Annotated in this window: 15 protein-coding genes; 12 read left to right on the forward strand and 3 right to left on the reverse strand. The window is 59.0% G+C overall.

Annotation, left to right across the window (positions count from 1 at the left end):
• The first annotated feature begins 55 nt into the window (after nucleotides 1-55).
• Genes IV91_RS0106140 through IV91_RS0106170 form a run of 7 tightly spaced genes read left to right on the forward strand, consistent with a single transcriptional unit; the run spans nucleotide 56 to nucleotide 6175 of the window.
• Nucleotides 56-1036: a CpaF family protein gene (locus IV91_RS0106140; RefSeq protein WP_035417299.1), complete on the forward strand. Its 981-nt coding sequence runs from the start codon at nucleotides 56-58 to the stop codon at nucleotides 1034-1036.
• On the forward strand, nucleotides 1011-1361 hold the full coding sequence (locus IV91_RS0106145; RefSeq protein ID WP_031596871.1) for a TrbC/VirB2 family type IV secretion system protein: 351 nt from the start codon (nucleotides 1011-1013) through the stop codon (nucleotides 1359-1361). Before IV91_RS0106140 ends, IV91_RS0106145 begins: the two co-directional genes overlap by 26 nt.
• A complete protein-coding gene (locus tag IV91_RS0106150) occupies nucleotides 1361-1678 on the forward strand; it encodes a VirB3 family type IV secretion system protein (RefSeq protein WP_031596872.1) in 318 nt (105 codons plus the stop codon). Before IV91_RS0106145 ends, IV91_RS0106150 begins: the two co-directional genes overlap by 1 nt.
• A complete protein-coding gene (locus tag IV91_RS0106155) occupies nucleotides 1672-4125 on the forward strand; it encodes a VirB4 family type IV secretion system protein (protein ID WP_031596873.1) in 2454 nt (817 codons plus the stop codon). Before IV91_RS0106150 ends, IV91_RS0106155 begins: the two co-directional genes overlap by 7 nt.
• Complete coding sequence (locus IV91_RS0106160) at nucleotides 4122-4901, forward strand: TrbJ/VirB5 family protein (protein ID WP_031596874.1); 780 nt, start codon at nucleotides 4122-4124, stop codon at nucleotides 4899-4901. The genes IV91_RS0106155 and IV91_RS0106160 overlap by 4 nt, the downstream gene beginning before the upstream one ends.
• Before the next feature lie 6 nt (nucleotides 4902-4907).
• Nucleotides 4908-5918 carry a type IV secretion system protein gene (locus IV91_RS0106165; RefSeq protein ID WP_031596875.1) on the forward strand — a complete coding sequence of 337 codons (1011 nt, stop codon included), beginning with the start codon at nucleotides 4908-4910 and terminating at the stop codon, nucleotides 5916-5918.
• Nucleotides 5915-6175, forward strand: coding sequence for a hypothetical protein (locus IV91_RS0106170; protein WP_031596876.1), 261 nt, complete (start codon nucleotides 5915-5917; stop codon nucleotides 6173-6175). The genes IV91_RS0106165 and IV91_RS0106170 overlap by 4 nt, the downstream gene beginning before the upstream one ends.
• Here the strand turns inward: IV91_RS0106170 and waaF are convergent.
• The 3 genes from waaF to IV91_RS0106185 are packed head-to-tail and all read right to left on the reverse strand — an operon-like array spanning nucleotide 6172 to nucleotide 8297.
• The gene (waaF, locus tag IV91_RS0106175) at nucleotides 6172-7176 is read right to left on the reverse strand and encodes a lipopolysaccharide heptosyltransferase II (protein ID WP_031596877.1); all 1005 of its coding nucleotides are present in this window, start codon (nucleotides 7174-7176) and stop codon (nucleotides 6172-6174) included. The two genes, IV91_RS0106170 and waaF, sit on opposite strands and share 4 nt — an antisense overlap.
• Nucleotides 7173-7367: a zinc-finger domain-containing protein gene (locus tag IV91_RS0106180; RefSeq protein ID WP_031596878.1), complete on the reverse strand. Its 195-nt coding sequence runs from the start codon at nucleotides 7365-7367 to the stop codon at nucleotides 7173-7175. The genes waaF and IV91_RS0106180 overlap by 4 nt, the downstream gene beginning before the upstream one ends.
• 3 nt (nucleotides 7368-7370) lie before the next feature.
• Nucleotides 7371-8297 carry a branched-chain amino acid transaminase gene (locus IV91_RS0106185; RefSeq protein WP_031596880.1) on the reverse strand — a complete coding sequence of 309 codons (927 nt, stop codon included), beginning with the start codon at nucleotides 8295-8297 and terminating at the stop codon, nucleotides 7371-7373.
• A gap of 76 nt (nucleotides 8298-8373) precedes the next feature.
• On the opposite strand from IV91_RS0106185, the gene IV91_RS0106190 reads away from it, so the two are divergent.
• From IV91_RS0106190 to IV91_RS0106210, 5 genes are read left to right on the forward strand one after another with little or no spacing between them, the layout of a single operon-like run.
• On the forward strand, nucleotides 8374-12630 hold the full coding sequence (locus IV91_RS0106190; protein WP_031596881.1) for a YhdP family phospholipid transporter: 4257 nt from the start codon (nucleotides 8374-8376) through the stop codon (nucleotides 12628-12630).
• A gap of 29 nt (nucleotides 12631-12659) precedes the next feature.
• Nucleotides 12660-13553: a carbon-nitrogen hydrolase family protein gene (locus IV91_RS0106195; protein WP_197456359.1), complete on the forward strand. Its 894-nt coding sequence runs from the start codon at nucleotides 12660-12662 to the stop codon at nucleotides 13551-13553.
• A 53-nt stretch (nucleotides 13554-13606) separates the two neighbouring features.
• Nucleotides 13607-15046, forward strand: coding sequence for a metalloprotease TldD (gene tldD, locus IV91_RS0106200; protein WP_084189961.1), 1440 nt, complete (start codon nucleotides 13607-13609; stop codon nucleotides 15044-15046).
• Between the two features lie 57 nt (nucleotides 15047-15103).
• Nucleotides 15104-16174 (forward strand): 3-deoxy-7-phosphoheptulonate synthase, encoded by a 1071-nt coding sequence (locus IV91_RS0106205; RefSeq protein ID WP_150112406.1) that lies wholly within the window; start codon nucleotides 15104-15106, stop codon nucleotides 16172-16174.
• Nucleotides 16175-16177: 3 nt separating this feature from the next.
• Entirely contained in the window at nucleotides 16178-16753 is a 576-nt protein-coding gene (locus IV91_RS0106210) for a DUF4337 domain-containing protein (RefSeq protein WP_031596886.1), read from the forward strand.
• Nucleotides 16754-16755 lie beyond the last annotated feature (2 nt).

Consider the following 16755-nt stretch of genomic DNA (forward strand, 5'->3'; position numbering starts at 1 on the left):
ACTCCAGGTCGTTTCTCCGCAAAGTCAGTGAATCCTATTGCCCTATGATGGGGGCATGTGGAACGAACCTTCCTATCTCGAATCCCTGCTGGATGACGCCCTGGGCGACCTCTCCCGGTTGCTGGAGGAGGCGGATATCCGTGAGGTGATGGTCAATGCTCCAGATGACGTTTGGGTGGAACGGGCCGGGCAACTGGAGCCGGCGCCCCTTCGCTTCAGCGCAGCGGCCACGCGCACCGTGATTCATGTGTTGGCGGCCTTGTCCGCTCGTACCGAAGGCTTTGAACATACGCGCCCCTTGCTCGACATGGGCTTCCGCGACTGGCGTATTTCAGCGGTGCTTCCTCCGGTGGCGGTACAGGGTCCTGCACTCTGTCTGCGCAAGCATGGAGGTCGAATTTTCCCTCTCCAGCAGTTTACGGAAGGCGTTTCCACAGGAAGCGAAACCACTCCCCCGGTTTTTGAAATACCCCGTCAACCCGATGTCCATGGCCAATTGCTGCATTGGATTCGGGAGAGAAAAAATCTGCTGGTCAGTGGCGGTACCGGAACCGGAAAAACTGCTTTGCTCAATGCTCTGATTGCCCAGATTCCAGAAACCCAACGCCTGGTGGTGATCGAAGATACACGGGAACTCCGGGTGGAGCATCCCAACCGAGTAATTTTCGAAGCCCATCCTGCCGCTGGCGTCACCCTGCGCGATCTGGTGCGTCAAGCCCTGCGTTTTCGTCCGGATCGAATCATCATCGGCGAAGTGCGGGGCGCGGAGGCCTTTGATCTGTTACAGGCGATGAATACGGGGCATGAGGGGTGTCTGGGCACGCTCCACGCCAACAGCGCCGAGGAAGCCCTGCACCGTCTCGTTCAACTGGTATTGCAGGCGGGTATGGGCTGGACGGAAGAGGCCATTGCGCGACAGGTAGGACGAACCATCGGGGGCATCATCCAGTTGGGGCGGGTAGAAGGACGGCGGCGGATCGATCACATTCAACGAGTGGAGGGGTATGAGCATGGACGATATCAGGGTTACCCATAATTGGGCGAGGAATCGGCGGGTCAAGGGGTATGTTCAAGGGGTGCTCTGCGGACTCCTGTGCGCGGCGCCTCTGGCCATGGCGGTGTATACCCCCATGCCCTGGGAGGGTCCCATCTGTATGGTGGCCAGCAGTTTGAAAGGGCAGGTGGCGGTGGTGTTGTCCGTGGTGGCCACCATCATGATCGGGATCATGTTCATGTATGCGGAAACAGGGGGCGTGGTGGCGCGCATTGCCAGTTGGTTGCTGGGCATGTCCTGTGCGCTCTCCGTGGTCAGTATCATTACGGCCCTGTTCCCTGGGGTGGTGATGCCTGGGTGTCTGTAATGAGCACTTCCTGCCGTCGGTCTCCTTGCCATCGGTGTTTGTGGGAACCCTTGCTGATCGGAGGGGTGGAAAAACCGTTTGCCATCGTCAACGCCACCCTGGCCATTGCGCTGGTGGGAGATCTGCATTTTTATGGCTGGTTGCTCGTGGCGGCGCTTTTTCACGGAGTGATGCGACACCTGACGGCCAGTGACCCCTTTTTGCGTCAGATCTATGCCCGTTACAATTGGCAGGCTGACCGGTATGTTCCCTGGCCTCCTGTATCCGGTTTGCGGGGAAGGCGCCCTGTGGGGTGGGGCAGGGGTCTGGCATGTTGAACGTGGGATCTCTCGCCAGAAAAAACCGGGAGCGGGGTCTGGCTGAAATCCTGCCCTGGCTGATCCAACTTTCCCCTGGGGTGGTATTGAACAAGGATGGCGGGTTGCTGGCCTGTTTTTCCCTGCGCGGTTTGTGTGCAGAAAACCATGATTCCCACACCCTTGATCAGGCGGCGGAGGATCTGGAGCAGGCGCTACACGGGCTGGAAGGTCGCTGTACTCTCTGGTGTACGGTTTTGCGCCGTCCGGTGACGCCGTTTCAGCCCGGTCTCTTTACCCAGGAAGCCAGTCAATGTATCGACAGGATTTACGGGGAAGGACTGGCTCGCCATCATCATCTGGCGAATCGTCACTATCTGTCCGTGTTATGGGCTGCGCCGAAAACGGGGGCATCGCTTTTGCAAAGGGCGTATCTCTGGGTCCGAAGTCTGGGCCATGGTCGGGTACGAACCCGGGAATGGGAACAGTTGCAACAGCGCCAGAAACAGTTCGAGGAAATCCTCGTCCAGTTCATGCAAGCGGTTCCAGCGCTGGGCGCGCAGCGTCTGGAGGGCACTGCCCTGCTGCGGTTTTTGCAGGAAATGTGCAGTCCTTCTGCGCCCGGTGACTTGTCCCTGGCGCTCCCGCAGGGCGCTTATCTGGATGGGGCTCTGGGGGAAGATGAGGTGGTGGTGGGCGCAGAATATCTGCGTTGTACCAGTATCCACGGTGTGCGGTACGGTGCCGCACTGACCCTCAAGGCCTGGCCCGATCATACGTTTCCGGGCATGCTGGACAGTCTTCTCGAAGTGCCCGCCAGTGTGACCTTGTCTCAGGTTTTTCGTTTGGTGGACAAGGACCAGGCCCAGCGTTACATCAAGAATGTCCAGCGGTTCCATCTCAATCTCCAGAAGTCGCTTTTCAGTTATGTGCGTGAGGCCCTCTCCGGCGAGGAGAGCGTGGTGCGCGATACCGGACGGGCGGTTTCCGCTGCAGAGGCGCGTCAGGCATTGACGGACATGACAGCTCAACGCCGTCTCTACGGCTATGTCAATGTAACCGTTTTGGTGTGGAGTCCCACCCCCGATAGCTTGGACGAGGCTGTGACCCAGGTGGCCCAGGCCATTCGGGGGGAAGGGTTTCTGGTTCTGCGGGAACGGCTCCATCTCAATTCGGCCTGGTCTGGAACCTTGCCCGGACAATGGGGCGAATTGGTGCGATGGCATTTCATCAGCAGCAGCAACTGGGCGGATTTGTTTGCTTTGCGTACCGTACCGGGCGGGCAACAGGAGAACGCCTACCTGACCCAGCAACGGGGGATTTTTTCTCCTGCCTTGACGGTATTCCGTACGCGTTTTGGCAGTCCCTATGCGTTCAACCTGCACCAGCAGGATCTGGCTCATACCTTTGTGGTGGGACCCTCCCGGGCGGGTAAATCGGTCTGGGTCAACTTCGTGATCAGCCAGTTTCAAAGGTATGCACCGGTGCATACGGTCATCTTTGACAAGGATCGCTCTTGCCGCATTCCTGCCCTGTTGCAGGGCGGGCGTTGTTTCGAGGTGGCCCAACAGGGGATGAGACTGAACCCCTTGAAAGGGATTCGGGACCCGGCGGAGCGGCTCTGGTTGTTGGGCTGGCTGGAGGGGTTGCTGAGTGCGCGCGGGCATCACTTGAGTTCCCCGGAACAACGGGTGCTACGCCAGGCACTGGAGGATCTCAGCCTCCGTGCCCCGGAACTGCATCGTCTGCGCAGTCTCAGCGGACTATTGCCCCGTCTTCTGGTGGAGGAACTGGAGCCCTGGCTGGCGGGAGGTCAATGGGGCGGGTATTTCGATCATGAAGACGACGACCTGCAGTGGGCTTCCCTAACCTGTTTCGAGATGGGGGAAGTGTTGCGCCATCCTGTGCTGGCCCGCTCTTTTCTGGAATACGCCTTTCGTCGCATCGATCAACGCTTCGCCCAACACGCGGGTATTCCCACGCTGATCTACATCGAGGAAGCCTGGTTCATGCTGGCAGACCCATTTTTTGCCGGACGCATTCGTGACTGGCTGAAAACTCTGCCCAAAAAAATGGGTTTTGTCATTCTTGCCACCCAGTCTCTGGACGATCTGTCCGGATCGCAGATCTTTGCAACCATCGCCGACAACGTGCCGACCCGCATCTTTTTGCCCAATGCCCAGGCTCAGGTGCACCGGGAACTGTATCGGCACCAGTTCGGCTTGCTCGAAAGCCAGATCGATCTGTTGGCGCGGGCCCGCCCCAAGCGACATTATCTGCTTCATACCCCTCGGGAATGCGTCCTGCTCGAGGCCACCTTCGATGCGGACCTGTTGGCATGGCTACGTTCCGATGTCCAGGCCCAGCGTCTGTTCGATCGGCATGTACGCATCGGGGAGCAGGGGGTGGAAGGGCGGGAAGCATATTTTCAGGCGTTGGCACAGGAAGAGGGGGTAAAGCGTTCATGAGAGGATGGGTGGGGGGAATGGTGGGGTTGCTCTGGACGGGATCGCTCCAGGCCATGGGGATGGTGGTCTACGACCCCATCAACCATATCGAAACGGCCCTGACTGCCGCCAATGCCGTTCAGCAAACGGCCCAGCAGGTTCAGGCGTATCTGATTCAATTGCAGCAATTCGCGGCGCAAATGCAGAATTTGCAAACCTTGCCCCAGGCCGTGCTGGCGCAGGTAATGTTGCCCTATACCCAGCAGAGTGCGATGGCCCAGTCCCTGGCCCAGACACTGGCTTTAACAGGGCAACAGATCACTTCCCTGCAACAGACCCTGCTCGATCAGTCCCGTCAGATGAACGCGCTCCAGTTGACGCCCCAGGACTATCTGACCCGCGAAATCCAGTGGTCCCAGACTCAGGGGGCCGGACTGGGGGTGACCCTGCAGGGTGAAGTGGGTGTCCTGCAGGGGCTTTCCGGTTCCTATGCACAACTGCAGCAATTACAGGGACAGATCGGGACGACGGGGGGGATGCAACAGAGTTTTCAGACGGTGAATCAGCATCTCAACCTGTTGGCAGGACAGAATGCCCAATTGATGGGATTGATCGCCAGCGCACAGGCCAATGTTTCTGCTCAGCAGCAACAGGACGCCCTGGTGGATACAGCGGCGGCACAGACAGTGCAGCAACGTCTGCAGAATGACCACCTCAAAATCCGGCAATGGCACAATCAGTTGCAACAGAATGAAAATGGCCTGGGATGGGGAATCCTGACGGCACCCGGACCCTGACGGGCCATGTTGTCTCTCGACCCCTCCCTCATCGACCAGATGGCCACAGCGCTTCTGGAGGGCGGACGTCAATTGCACGTCCGGATGAGTGGCGTGGCAGACAGTCTGTATGGTTCCTTGCTGGTTTTGACCTTCTCCTGGTCAACGGTGAACCTGTTGATCGAGTCGAGTGTGGGCGAGAGTTTGGGGGCGGTGTTGACGCACTTGATCCGCTTTATTTTTTTGGCGGGATTCACGCGCTGGTTTCTGGATTCCTATGATTTTGTCTTCTATGACGGTCTGTATCAGGGGTGCGTGACCCTCACCAGTGCCATTGCCGGACCGCAGGGACAAAGTCAGGGGTTTGCCACGGCCTGGAGCGTATTTGCCGATCTTATCGGGACGATCTGGGATGGGATGGTGTCCAGTCCTGGGCGCTATCTGGCGGGCGCCACCCCGTTGTCGAGCGCTTTCTGGACGGCTCTGGGCGGCTGGATGATTACCATGGCCTTTCTTTTCGTGGCCCTCTGTGTGTTTACCGTGGCACTGACTCTGGTGGCGGTGATTCATATCATGGGAAATTCCCTGGCAGGTCTGGCGCTGGCCCTCGGCCCGTTTTTCATTCCCTGGCTGTTGTGGGACAGTACCCGTGAATTATGTCTGGGGTGGATCCGTTTTCTCTTCGTTGCCTGTTTTTACCAGGTGGTGGCGGTGACGGTTCTGGTCATGGCCAAGCCGGTATTCATCCTGATCCAGCAATGGATGACGGCCCAATCCGGAGTCTGGACGCAGGCATCTCCAGCAGACAGTATGGCGCTGGCGCTGCTTCTGGTGGTCACCGCCAGCATTCTTGCCCATCTCATGAGTCACGTTCCTCAGATCGCGGCAGCCTTGATCGGGCACGGGCGGGTGGATACCGGCTTCGCCGGACAGACCCAGCGCTTCGTGCAGACCCGGATGGATCGGACCAATGACTGGCTGGCTCGGCAGATCAAAAGTTATGGCAAGGCGGAAGTGGAAAAGACCAAATCTTCATGAAACTGCGGCCCTACTTACTGACGGACCGGGAATGGAAACACCTGTGGATGGGGTTGCTCGAGCGGGCAGACTGGCCTGCGGAAACCCGGCGGGATTATCCTGCGCCAGAAGGATTGCGCCAGTGCTTTCGGGGCCAGTGTGCCTGGGTGCTGGCCATGGAAGCCTATGACCATCCTCTGCGCACGGCATTCGGGTTGGCCCTGGCGGTGGGCGAAGGCGTGCGCTGGGGCGGAGAAATATTGGGGCGTTGGTTTTAAGTCGGCTCAGGGAAGGATGCCAGGACCTGTTCCGGACCCAGAAGATTGAGACAATTCAGGTGCACCAGGGGGCAGGTGCGCTGGAAACAGGGGCTACAGGGCAACCCCAGACGCAAGACCCGGGCCTGTGCGCTGAGGGGTGGGGTGAACTGGGGGCTGGAAGAACCAAACAGGGCGACCAGAGGGCGCCCCAGGGCGGCAGCGACGTGCATCAAGCCGGAGTCGTTGGTTACCACCCGTTGTGCCAGGGCCATCAGGTCCACAGCCTCCTCCAGCGCGGTGATGCCGCAGAGATTCTGCACAGGGGCGGGGACCAGACGGACAATCTCTGCGCCTACCGGATGATCCTTGGCGGAACCCAGGATCCATATTTGCCAGCCCTGGGACATCCACTGTCGGGCGACCTGGGCAAAATGAGCTGCGGGCCAACGCTTGGCCGGGCCATATTCGGCACCGGGGCAGAGGATGGCGATGGGGTGGGCGCGGGATAAGTTCAGTCGTTCCAGGGTCCGGGATTGGCTCTCCGGATCCATGACCAGACGGGGATGGGGCAGAGGTTCGGGGCATTGGCCCTGCGGGTTGGCCAAAGACAGGAAGCGCTGCATCATGAGCGGCAGACGTTCGGGATTAAGGCGGCGCGCATCGTTCAGCAGCCAATGGCGCTGCTCTCCGATAAAACCGGTGCGTCGTGGAATTTTTGCAAACCAGGGGACCAGTGCCGATTTCCAGGAATTGGGCAGGACGATGGCTTGATCAAATCCCTCGGATCGCAGCGTGCGCCCCAGTCGCCAGCGCCCTGGCAGGTCCAGGCGGCCATGGGGGAACGGATGGTCGAGGAGGGCATCCACCTCGGGCATGCGCCGTAACACTCCATGGGTCCAACGGGGCCCCATCACCGTCAGGTGTACCTCTGGAGAAGTTGCGCGCAGGGCAGAGAAAAGGGGTTGAGCCAGGACGGCGTCGCCCACCCAGGCGGCGCCGACGATCAGGATTCGCTTCAATGGGCGGCAGGAGCCGGACCGCTCAGTTCATAGACCGTGCCGCAATAGGGACAGGCCATCCGTCCGGTGCGCGCCACATCCAGAAAAACGCGGGGATGGGCGTTCCACAGCGCATCCCTGGGCGGAGGGCAGTGGAAGGGAAGGTCGGCAGCGGTGATCTGTACCGGGGGACGGGTGGGCGAGGTGCTCATGCATTAGTCTCCAAGAAAGGTCAGCCAGTCCCGGTGCGAGGGCGCACGACCCTTGACGCAATCGAAATAGGCGGACTGTAATTTTTCTGTCAGGGGACCGCGGGTTCCTTGTCCAATGACCCGGCGGTCGATTTCGCGGATTGGGGTGACTTCGGCGGCCGTCCCGGTGAAAAAAACTTCGTCGGCCGTATAGAGTTCATCCCGGGAAATTCGCCGTTCCAGAACGGTGATTCCCCTTTCCTGTGCCAGTTGAATGATGCTGTCCCGTGTGATCCCTTCCAGAGCGCTGGACAGGTCAGGGGTATACAGGACCCCGCGCTTGACCATGAACAGGTTTTCTCCGGAACCTTCGGCCACGAATCCTTCCACGTCGAGGAGCAGGGCTTCGTCGTAGCCATCAGCGGTGGCTTCATTGTTGGCCAGGATTGAATTCATGTAATTGCCGCTGGCCTTGGCCTTGCACAGGGTGATGTTGGGATGGTGGCGGGTGTAGGACGAGACCTTGACCCGAATGCCCTGCTGCAAGGCTTCTTCGCCCAGATAGGCGCCCCAGGGCCAGGCAGCAATGGCGACATGGGTCTTGGCCCCCCGGGGGGAGACCCCCATTTTTTCCGAACCCAGGTAGACCAATGGGCGGATATACCCCTCTTTCAGGTGGTTTTGGGCAACGACCTGACATTGGGCTTCCATCAGGGTTTCCAGCGTAAAGGGCACAGGGATTTGCAGGATATGGGCTGAACGGAGCAAGCGTTCGGTATGTTCGCGCAGACGAAAGAGTGCCGTTCCTTCTGCTGTCTGGTAGGCCCGTACCCCCTCGAAAACCGCCATGCCATAGTGCAGGGAATGGGTGAGAACGTGGGTATTGGCAGTACGCCAAGGGATATATTGACCATCTAGCCAGAGGGTACCATCCCGGTCGGACATGGACATGAAAATGACTCCTGACACTGTAAAAGTATTCATTCTATCGGATGTCTTCTCCCGGCTCCAGAGGGACTGCTTTATAATGCGTCTTATGATCAGTCATCGGGCTTTACTTTACCATTCCCGCCGCGCTCTGCTTTGGTTGACGGTGGGGGTAGTCCTGCTATGCCTGCTTGCCTGGGGGGGGATGCAGTGGATCGTGTTGCATGACGTGGGGCGTTTTCGGCCTCAAGCCATGGCCCTGCTCACCAATGCCACAGGAAATCGGGTGGAAGTGGGGCGGCTTTCCGCGGGGGCATTCCACTGGATGCCCACCTTGGTGCTGGATCGTGTCGTCGTGTTTACGCCGCAAAACCAGCCTGGGATCACCATCAAACGGGTGCAGGCGCGCATCAATGTGCTGGATTTCCTGCGCGGCCAGGTGAATTTCGATCACTTGCAAATCGAGGAACCCCACCTGACTTTACGCCGCAGCCCGGAGGGACAGATGTTTCTGTCGGGGATTCTTTTGCCCTCGCCCGGACAAGGTCCCAGTCCCTTTCTCGAATGGTTGACACGGCAGGGGCAGATTCATGTCAGCGGCGGTGAACTGGTTTGGCAGGATGACCTTCGCCAAGCTCCCCCTCTGCGCCTGCAGAATATCCAGTTGGATTTGAGCAATGGCGGCGGCGTGCATCGCTGGGAAGTGACCGTGACGCCGCCCCACGACCTTGCCAGTCCGCTCCACATGGAGGGCCGGGTCCGTGGAATGGATCTGGGGCGTTGGTCGGATTGGCAGGGACGAGTACAACTGGATGCCGTCCGGGTGGACTGGGTTGCCCTCTTGCCTTGGGTGGAAGTATTGAACGGGGTTCAGCAGGCGCGGGGGGGGCTGCATGTGGTGGGCGAACTGACTCCGGCACACGGTTGGGATCTGCATTCCGATCTGGATTTGCATCCCCTGGTCTGGCATATTCCGGGTGCGGAACAATCCCTTCTGGTCAATCGGTTACAGGGGGAACTGACGATGCGCTGGCAGGGTGGTGTGCGCGCCTGGGCGCTGCATCAAGTCCGGTTGAGTGGGCCCTCCTTCGTGCATTGGGTGCGTCCTCTGGAGGTGAGTTTTCATACGGAGGGCGAGAACAATCAGATGGAGGCTTCCTGGGTGGATCTGGCGGTGCTGCACCCCTTTGTCAAGGTGTTGCCCCTCACCCCTCAGCAACAAAAAATCTGGCAAGATCTGTCCCCCAGCGGAGAGCTGGAAGGCCTTCGTCTCACTTGGAAAGAAGGCGGAGTCCTCTCCGATTCCCTGGGATTCCAGGGAACCTTGCATCACGTGTCGGTGCATGCCTGGCATGGCTTGCCTGCCCTGCAGGCCTTTTCCGGGCAGATAACCGGTGATGCGCGGGGCGGACAGGTCAAGGGAACGGGGTTGGGCGCTCAGTGGGACCTGCCTGATCTGTTCGTGGCCCCCCTCAAGGTGAATTCCTTTCGGGTGGATACCCAATGGCAGCGTCAGAAGGACCACCTGACCCTGACGATCCAGCAATTGCAGGTGAGCAATGATGATTTGGCCGGTGCGGTGGAAGGCAGTCTCGAAATGGGCCCTCAAGGGCCTGGGCAGGCTCATCTGAGCGGCAGTTTGACCCATGCGCGACCGGATGCGGTATGGCAGTATCTGCCGCGGATGATCCCCCCTCCGACGCGCCTCTGGCTTCATCAGGCGCTGCAGGGAGGTGAAGCCAATCCGGTGCGGTTTTCTGTGGCCGGTGATCTGTCCCGTTTCCCCTTCGTGGGGGATCAGGGCGGTACTTTTCGGGTGGACGCCCAACTTCATGACGTCAACCTGCACTTCGATCCGGCTTGGCCGGCCCTCACCCATTTGGATGGAACGCTTCAGATCCGGGGGGGCGAATTGCTCGTGCTGACCCAGTCAGGGGAAGTGCTCGGCACGCACCTCGGTGCCGTACAGGCCCGTCTTCCCGATATGACGGCACAAAATTCCGGGTTGACGATTTCGGGTCAGGCGCAGGGACCGGTGTCCGCCGGTTTGACTTTTATCCAGCGCAGTCCTCTGAATGCCCTGCTCGACCGGGCTCTGGAGGGTTGGTCAGGAAAAGGGGAGGGGCACTTGATCCTGCAACTGGAGATTCCCTTGGACCAGCCTGAAAAAACCAAGGTCCTGGGAGATTACGAATTTCTGGGAGCGGATCTGACGGAAGGGACGTTGGGTATCCCCCCCTTGACGAGAGTTAGAGGACATCTCCTTTTTACCGAAGGAGATCTGAATTCCCGGGATTTGACGGCTCGTGTTCTGGGGGGGGCTGCGGCGCTGGCGTTTCGTACGGACAAGCGCGGGGTCCTGCATCTCAAAGCCAGTGGACAGGGCGACTGGTCTCGGTTACAGGCCGTGTATGACGAGCCCATTCTGAAAGATGTGACGGGGCAGGAACCCTGGCAGGGAGAGTTTGCCTTTGGTCATGGAGGGGTGGACGCACAACTTCAGACGCAGGGAAACTATCTGGGGGAACCCTTTGCTTTTCAACTTTCCTCCAAACCCGATCAGGGGGTTGACCTGAAATTTGTAGGATCGACTTCTCGGAAAGCACTCCGGCGGCATTTCTCCCCATTCTGGACTCAGGGTCTGGAAGGGCCGGTGAATTGGGAAGGCCATGTGCGTCTGCACGACAAACATGTGCGTGCCGAGGTGCGGGGCGATGCCCTGTGGTTGGGGGGGCGCACCACCTTTGTGGCGATCCGGGGCATTCATCATACCCTGCGGGCTTCCTTCGCCGGACATATCGAGGCGACTGCCCTGAAAAAATGGACGGCCCTGGCTCCACTGGAGGCCTTGCAAGGAAAAACCGACTGGTCGGGACGGCTGGAAAAGAAAGAAAACGAAGATCCTCAACTGTGGATCAATACCTCTTTGGAGGGGATGGCGCTGAATCTTCCACAACCGTTGCAGAAGGATGCGGCAACGGCTCGACCTCTGGAAATCCATGCCCAACTGTTTGGGGCGGGACGGGAAGTGGAGGGGCGTCTGGGGGACCAACTGGCTTTTCAGGCACTGTATCGTGCCACGAAAACAGAACCAGAAGCGGGAGAGACCTGGCAACTGGAGCGGGGACGGTTGTGGCTGGGAAAAGCGGGAACCCATCTTCCTCTGGACCCTGGTTTTTCCGTGGAGGGAGCCTGGCCCTTGCTGGATCTGGGAGCTTGGCAGCGTTATCTGGACCGTTGGAGCCAGAAAGCGGGGGCGGCTCCGATCAGCGAGAGCAAAGTGGGTCATGTCAATGTGACGTTTGGGACCGTGTCCTGGGCCGGACGACTCTGGCCGGACGTGGGCATCGACGCACGGGTCGAAGGAAAACAGTGGCTGATCCGGACCCGGGGGCGTAGTATAGCCGGGGATTTGATCAGGGTGCAGGGGGAACCGGGACGTTTGGAGGGACATTTGGTCCATCTCGTCATTCCAGCGAGTTCTCATCCTGATGCCCCCGCCGGGGCAGAAAATCATACTCCGGCGCTGGCCGCACAGATGCCCACCATGGACCTGCAGGTGGAGCATCTGACCCTGCCGGGAGGTTTGGAGGGGCATGCCCATCTGGTGGGCACTCAGGAGGGCGCTCAGGAGGGCGCAGGGGTCTGGCATCTGCAGACCTTGACGCTGGTTTCTCAGGAAACCCAGATACAGATGGAGGGGGTCTGGCAAGATCAGCCCAAGCCGCAAAACCACTACCAATGGGACGTCAAAACAGAGGATTTGGGAAATTTTCTGACCGGATTGGGGTATCCCGGACTGGTGGCTCGTGGGAATGGTGAGGGACATGGGCATATCCAATGGCCCGGCGCGCTGGAAGACTTCAGTTTGACGGGGGTATCGGGGCATGCGTCCCTGAATCTCAAAGACGGGCAATTCTCCAAAGTGCAAACGGGGGGGCTGGGTCGTCTGATCAGTTTGTTCAGCCTGCAAACCTTGCCACGCCGAATCACCCTGGATTTCAACGATGTCTTTTCGGCGGGGTTTGCCTTTGATCATCTGACCGCAGACCTCGCTCTGGACCATTCCCGGCTGGATACGCGAGATTTCGAAATGGCCGGGCCCGCAGCCCACGTCAAATTGTTTGGGAAGGTGGATCTGGCCAATGAAACCAGCGATCTGACTGCCCAGGTGGCTCCGTCGGTAGAGGACAGTGTGACTTTGGCTTCCACCGTGGTGGGGGGGCCGGTGGTGGGTGCGGCTTCCTGGGTGTTGCAAAAGATTCTGGGTAACCCCTTTGATCAGGCGTTAAGTTATGCCTACACGATTCAAGGACCTTGGGACGATCCTCGGATACAATCCGTGGGTCATCCTTAGAATGACATGTTTGTCCATAGGGAGAATGAATGATGAAGCGGATTCTTGAGGTGGCGGGAGAGTCCATCGATTCCGGGTTTGGCAAAGCGCGTCCCCTGCCGGGCAGTTTTCGGGTGGCGGCGTTACAGATGGCTTCGGGGCCCCATCTTGATGCCAACCTGTGTGAGGCAGAGCGGCTGATCAAGATGGCGGCCGACGCTGGGGCCTCTCTGGTGGCTTTGCCCGAGTTTTTTGCCTTGATGGGGATGCGGGATTCGGACAAAATCGCCATTGCAGAACCCTTTGGGCGGGGATCGGTCCAGGAATTTTTGGCGCGCAGCGCACGGCGCTTCGGAGTCTGGCTTGTGGGTGGAACGGTTCCGCTCAAGGGGCATGACGACCGGCGCATCCGGAACAGTTGTCTGGTTTACGATACAGAGGGTCATTGTGTGGCACGCTACGACAAGATCCATTTGTTTGAGTTTCAACGGGCTCAGGAACGTTATGACGAGGCGCAAACCATCGAGCCGGGCGACGAGGTGGTGACCTTTGAGTCTCCTTTTGGCAAGATCGGGTTATCGGTCTGCTACGATCTGCGTTTTCCGGAACTGTACCGCGCCATGGGTGAAGTGGACCTGATTTTCATTCCGTCGGCCTTCACGGAAACCACCGGACGGGCTCATTGGGAACCCCTGGTGCGGGCTCGTGCCATCGAGAATTTGGCCTACGTGGTGGCTCCGGCCCAGGGCGGCTACCATATGAACGGACGAGAAACCCATGGAGCCAGCATGATCGTCGATCCCTGGGGCGTGGTTCTGGATCAGTTGCCCCGGGGTTCGGGGGTGGTGATGGCAGGCGTCAATCCCGTCCATCAGGCGGATCTGCGCAGTCAGTTGCCTGCCTTGTCCCGACGCCGGATTCCCTGGGAAAAAGGATTGGTTTGATTTTATGGTGGCACCGCATTTCATCTCGTACAGGAATATTTAGGATTATGTCCATGGACCCCATTTCCATTGCTAAAGCAACTTTGCTGGCACCGTTCGCCCTTGAAGAAGAAGATTTGTCCCGTACCCTGGGTTCGATGCTGACCCACGACGTGGATTATGCCGATCTGTATTTTCAGTATTCCCGTTCTGAGGGCTGGAGTCTGGAGGAGGGCGCGGTCAAGTCGGGTTCCTTCCATATCGAGCAGGGGGTGGGCATTCGTGCCATCAGCGGAGAAAAGACCGCTTTTGCCTATTCCGATGACATTCACGGTGAAGCACTGCAACAGGCGGCTCGAGCCACGCGGGCCATCGGACGTTCCGGTCAGGAGGCAACCTGCCCCCTATTGCGGGCAAAACCACACCCGGCGGCACCCCTCTATGCCCCCCAGGATCCTTTGTCGACTTTGCCTGACGAAGCCAAGGTACGGCTTCTGGAGCGTTTGGAGGGGATGGCGCGCCGGATCGATCCCCGTGTTGTCCAGGTCATGGCTTCCCTGGCAGGGGAATACGAAGTGGTATTGGTGGCGCGCAGTGATGGGGGATTCCAGGCTGACGTTCGTCCTCTGGTGCGGGTTTCCCTGCAGGTGATCGCCGAGCAAGGGGGGGTGCGTGAACAGGGATCGGCGGGGGGAGGAGGGCGTTGTGGCTACGATTATTTCAGTGACACCCTTCTGGAAGGGTACGCCCATCAAGCCGTGCAGCAGGCTCTGCTCAATCTGGAAGCCCGCCCCGCGCCGGCGGGCACCATGACGGTGGTCCTGGGCTCGGGTTGGCCGGGAATTCTCCTGCATGAGGCCATTGGGCACGGATTGGAAGGGGATTTCAACCGCAAGGGAACCTCGGCATTCAGTGGGCGAATCGGTCAACGGGTGGCAGCGGCAGGGGTGACGGTGGTGGATGACGGGACCTTGCCGGGGCGACGGGGTTCCCTGCAGTGGGATGACGAAGGTCAGCCGGGACAATGTACCCCGTTGATCGAGGATGGGATATTGCGGGGGTATCTGCAAGATGGTTTGAATGCCCGGTTGATGAAGATGGCGCCCACCGGAAACGGACGACGGGAGTCTTTTGCCCATCTGCCTCTGCCGCGCATGACCAATACCTATATGCGCAATGGAAATCGTCCGCCCGAGGAGATCATTGCATCCATAGACCGGGGAATCTATGCGGTGAATTTTGGCGGTGGGCAAGTGGACATCACCAGTGGCAAATTTGTTTTTTCCATGTCCGAGGCCTGGTGGGTGGAAAACGGGAAATGCCTGTACCCGGTCAAGGGCGCAACCTTGATTGGAAATGGACCGGATGTGCTCACCCGGGTCTCCATGATTGGTCATGATCTGGCTCTGGATCCGGGGGTGGGGGTTTGTGGCAAAGAGGGACAGAGCGTTCCCGTGGGCGTTGGTCAACCGACCTTGCGCATTGATGGTCTGACGGTGGGTGGGACGATCTGACCCCCCCTTTGGTAGAATGTTGCTTTTGGCCAGTCGGGAATTCGGGAAATGAAGGATATTTTGCCAGAGAATGACGATGTAAGGGTTCAGGGCATCGAGGAATTGGTGACCCCGGATAAGGTGTTGCAGGAGACCCCCAGCACCACCGCTGCTGGCCAGCTGGTCTTCGATACCCGTCAGCAGATCCATTGCATTCTCCATGGGGTGGATGACCGCCTGCTGGTGATCGTGGGGCCCTGTTCAATTCATGATCCAAAGGCCGCACTGGAATATGCCCAGGGGTTGATCCCCCTGATTCAGCACTGGAAGCAGGAATTGCTCCTCGTGATGCGGGTGTATTTCGAGAAGCCGCGCACCACGGTGGGGTGGAAGGGGTTGATCAACGACCCCGCACTGGATGGCAGTTTCAAGATCAATGAAGGGTTGCGGGTGGCCCGTCGTCTGTTGTTGACCATCAATGAAATGGGGGTTCCCGCCGGAACTGAATTTCTGGATTTGATCACTCCGCAGTATCTGGCGGATTTGATCAGTTGGGGGGCCATCGGGGCGCGTACCACGGAAAGTCAGGTGCATCGTGAGCTGGCTTCGGGGTTGTCCTGTCCCGTGGGGTTCAAGAATGGAACCGATGGAAATCTGCGGATCGCAGTGGATGCCATTCGGGCGGCTCAGCAGCCCCATCATTTTCTGTCGGTGACCAAGGCGGGGCGTTCGGCCATTGTGGCGACGCGAGGAAACGAAGATTGTCACGTGATTCTGCGGGGCGGAAAATTGCCCAATTATCAGGCACACCATGTGGAGGAGGCTGCCAGCCAGTTGGCTCAGGAAGGGTTGAGCGCGCGTATCATGATCGATCTCAGTCATGCCAACAGCGCCAAAAACCCGGAAAATCAGGTACAAGTGGGGCACGATGTGGCGCTGCAGTTGCGTCAGGGCGAACAACGCATCATGGGGGTCATGATCGAGAGTCACTTGCGCGCAGGACGTCAGGATCTGATTCCGGGGAAACCGTTGACCTACGGTCAGAGTATTACCGATGGATGTTTGGCCATGCCACAAACCGCGCACATTCTGGAAGAACTGGGCATGGCCGTGCGGGCCCGGCGAGCCCGGGAAAACGAGGAGGAATGAACGATGGAAGATGAATTTCATGTTCATGGTGCCCATGAACACGAAGTGGAACATGCGGCCACCCATGGGCAGGGAGGAACGGTGGCGCTGGCCCAGCAGGTGGCAATTTTCACGGCGATTCTGGCGGCGATTGGTGCGGTGGTGAGTTATCTGGGCGGGAATACGCAGAATGAATCGCTCATGCACAAGAATGAAGCAGTACTCTACAAAGCCCATGCCAGTGACCAGTGGAGTTTCTATCAGGCCAAAAGTACCAAGGCGCATCTGATGACTTTGGCGTCCCAACTGGCCCCGGAAGACAAGCGGCAGGGTTATGCCCAGGATTTGAAGCGTTATGAGACGGAAAAGAAGGAGATCAAGGCACGGGCCGAGGCTTTTGAGGCACAATCTCGATACGAGAACGAGTTGGCCGACAAGTATTTTCATCCACACCATGCTCTGGCGCTGGCCATGACTTTCATACAAATTGCCATCGCCCTGGCCTCGGTGACTGCGCTGACGCAGCGGCGCTGGTTGCTCTGGCCCGCCGGTCTGGGCGCGTTGGTGGGCTGTGGGCTGGCAGTTTGGGCTTATCTCTAAGG

It is taken from the genome of Ferrovum myxofaciens, from assembly GCF_000735045.1.
Taxonomy (GTDB): domain Bacteria; phylum Pseudomonadota; class Gammaproteobacteria; order Burkholderiales; family Ferrovaceae; genus Ferrovum; species Ferrovum myxofaciens.

Bases quoted from the DNA above. Each gene is read 5' to 3' on its own strand.
- IV91_RS0106140 (WP_035417299.1), top strand. From the start codon at position 56: ATGTGGAACGAACCTTCCTATCTCGAATCCCTGCTGGATGACGCCCTG.
- IV91_RS0106145 (WP_031596871.1), top strand. From the start codon at position 1,011: ATGGACGATATCAGGGTTACCCATAATTGGGCGAGGAATCGGCGGGTC.
- IV91_RS0106150 (WP_031596872.1), top strand. From the start codon at position 1,361: ATGAGCACTTCCTGCCGTCGGTCTCCTTGCCATCGGTGTTTGTGGGAA.
- IV91_RS0106155 (WP_031596873.1), top strand. From the start codon at position 1,672: ATGTTGAACGTGGGATCTCTCGCCAGAAAAAACCGGGAGCGGGGTCTG.
- IV91_RS0106160 (WP_031596874.1), top strand. From the start codon at position 4,122: ATGAGAGGATGGGTGGGGGGAATGGTGGGGTTGCTCTGGACGGGATCG.
- IV91_RS0106165 (WP_031596875.1), top strand. From the start codon at position 4,908: ATGTTGTCTCTCGACCCCTCCCTCATCGACCAGATGGCCACAGCGCTT.
- IV91_RS0106170 (WP_031596876.1), top strand. From the start codon at position 5,915: ATGAAACTGCGGCCCTACTTACTGACGGACCGGGAATGGAAACACCTG.
- IV91_RS0106180 (WP_031596878.1), bottom strand. From the start codon at position 7,367: ATGAGCACCTCGCCCACCCGTCCCCCGGTACAGATCACCGCTGCCGAC.
- IV91_RS0106185 (WP_031596880.1), bottom strand. From the start codon at position 8,297: ATGTCCATGTCCGACCGGGATGGTACCCTCTGGCTAGATGGTCAATAT.
- IV91_RS0106190 (WP_031596881.1), top strand. From the start codon at position 8,374: ATGCGTCTTATGATCAGTCATCGGGCTTTACTTTACCATTCCCGCCGC.
- IV91_RS0106195 (WP_197456359.1), top strand. From the start codon at position 12,660: ATGATGAAGCGGATTCTTGAGGTGGCGGGAGAGTCCATCGATTCCGGG.
- tldD (WP_084189961.1), top strand. From the start codon at position 13,607: ATGGACCCCATTTCCATTGCTAAAGCAACTTTGCTGGCACCGTTCGCC.
- IV91_RS0106210 (WP_031596886.1), top strand. From the start codon at position 16,178: ATGGAAGATGAATTTCATGTTCATGGTGCCCATGAACACGAAGTGGAA.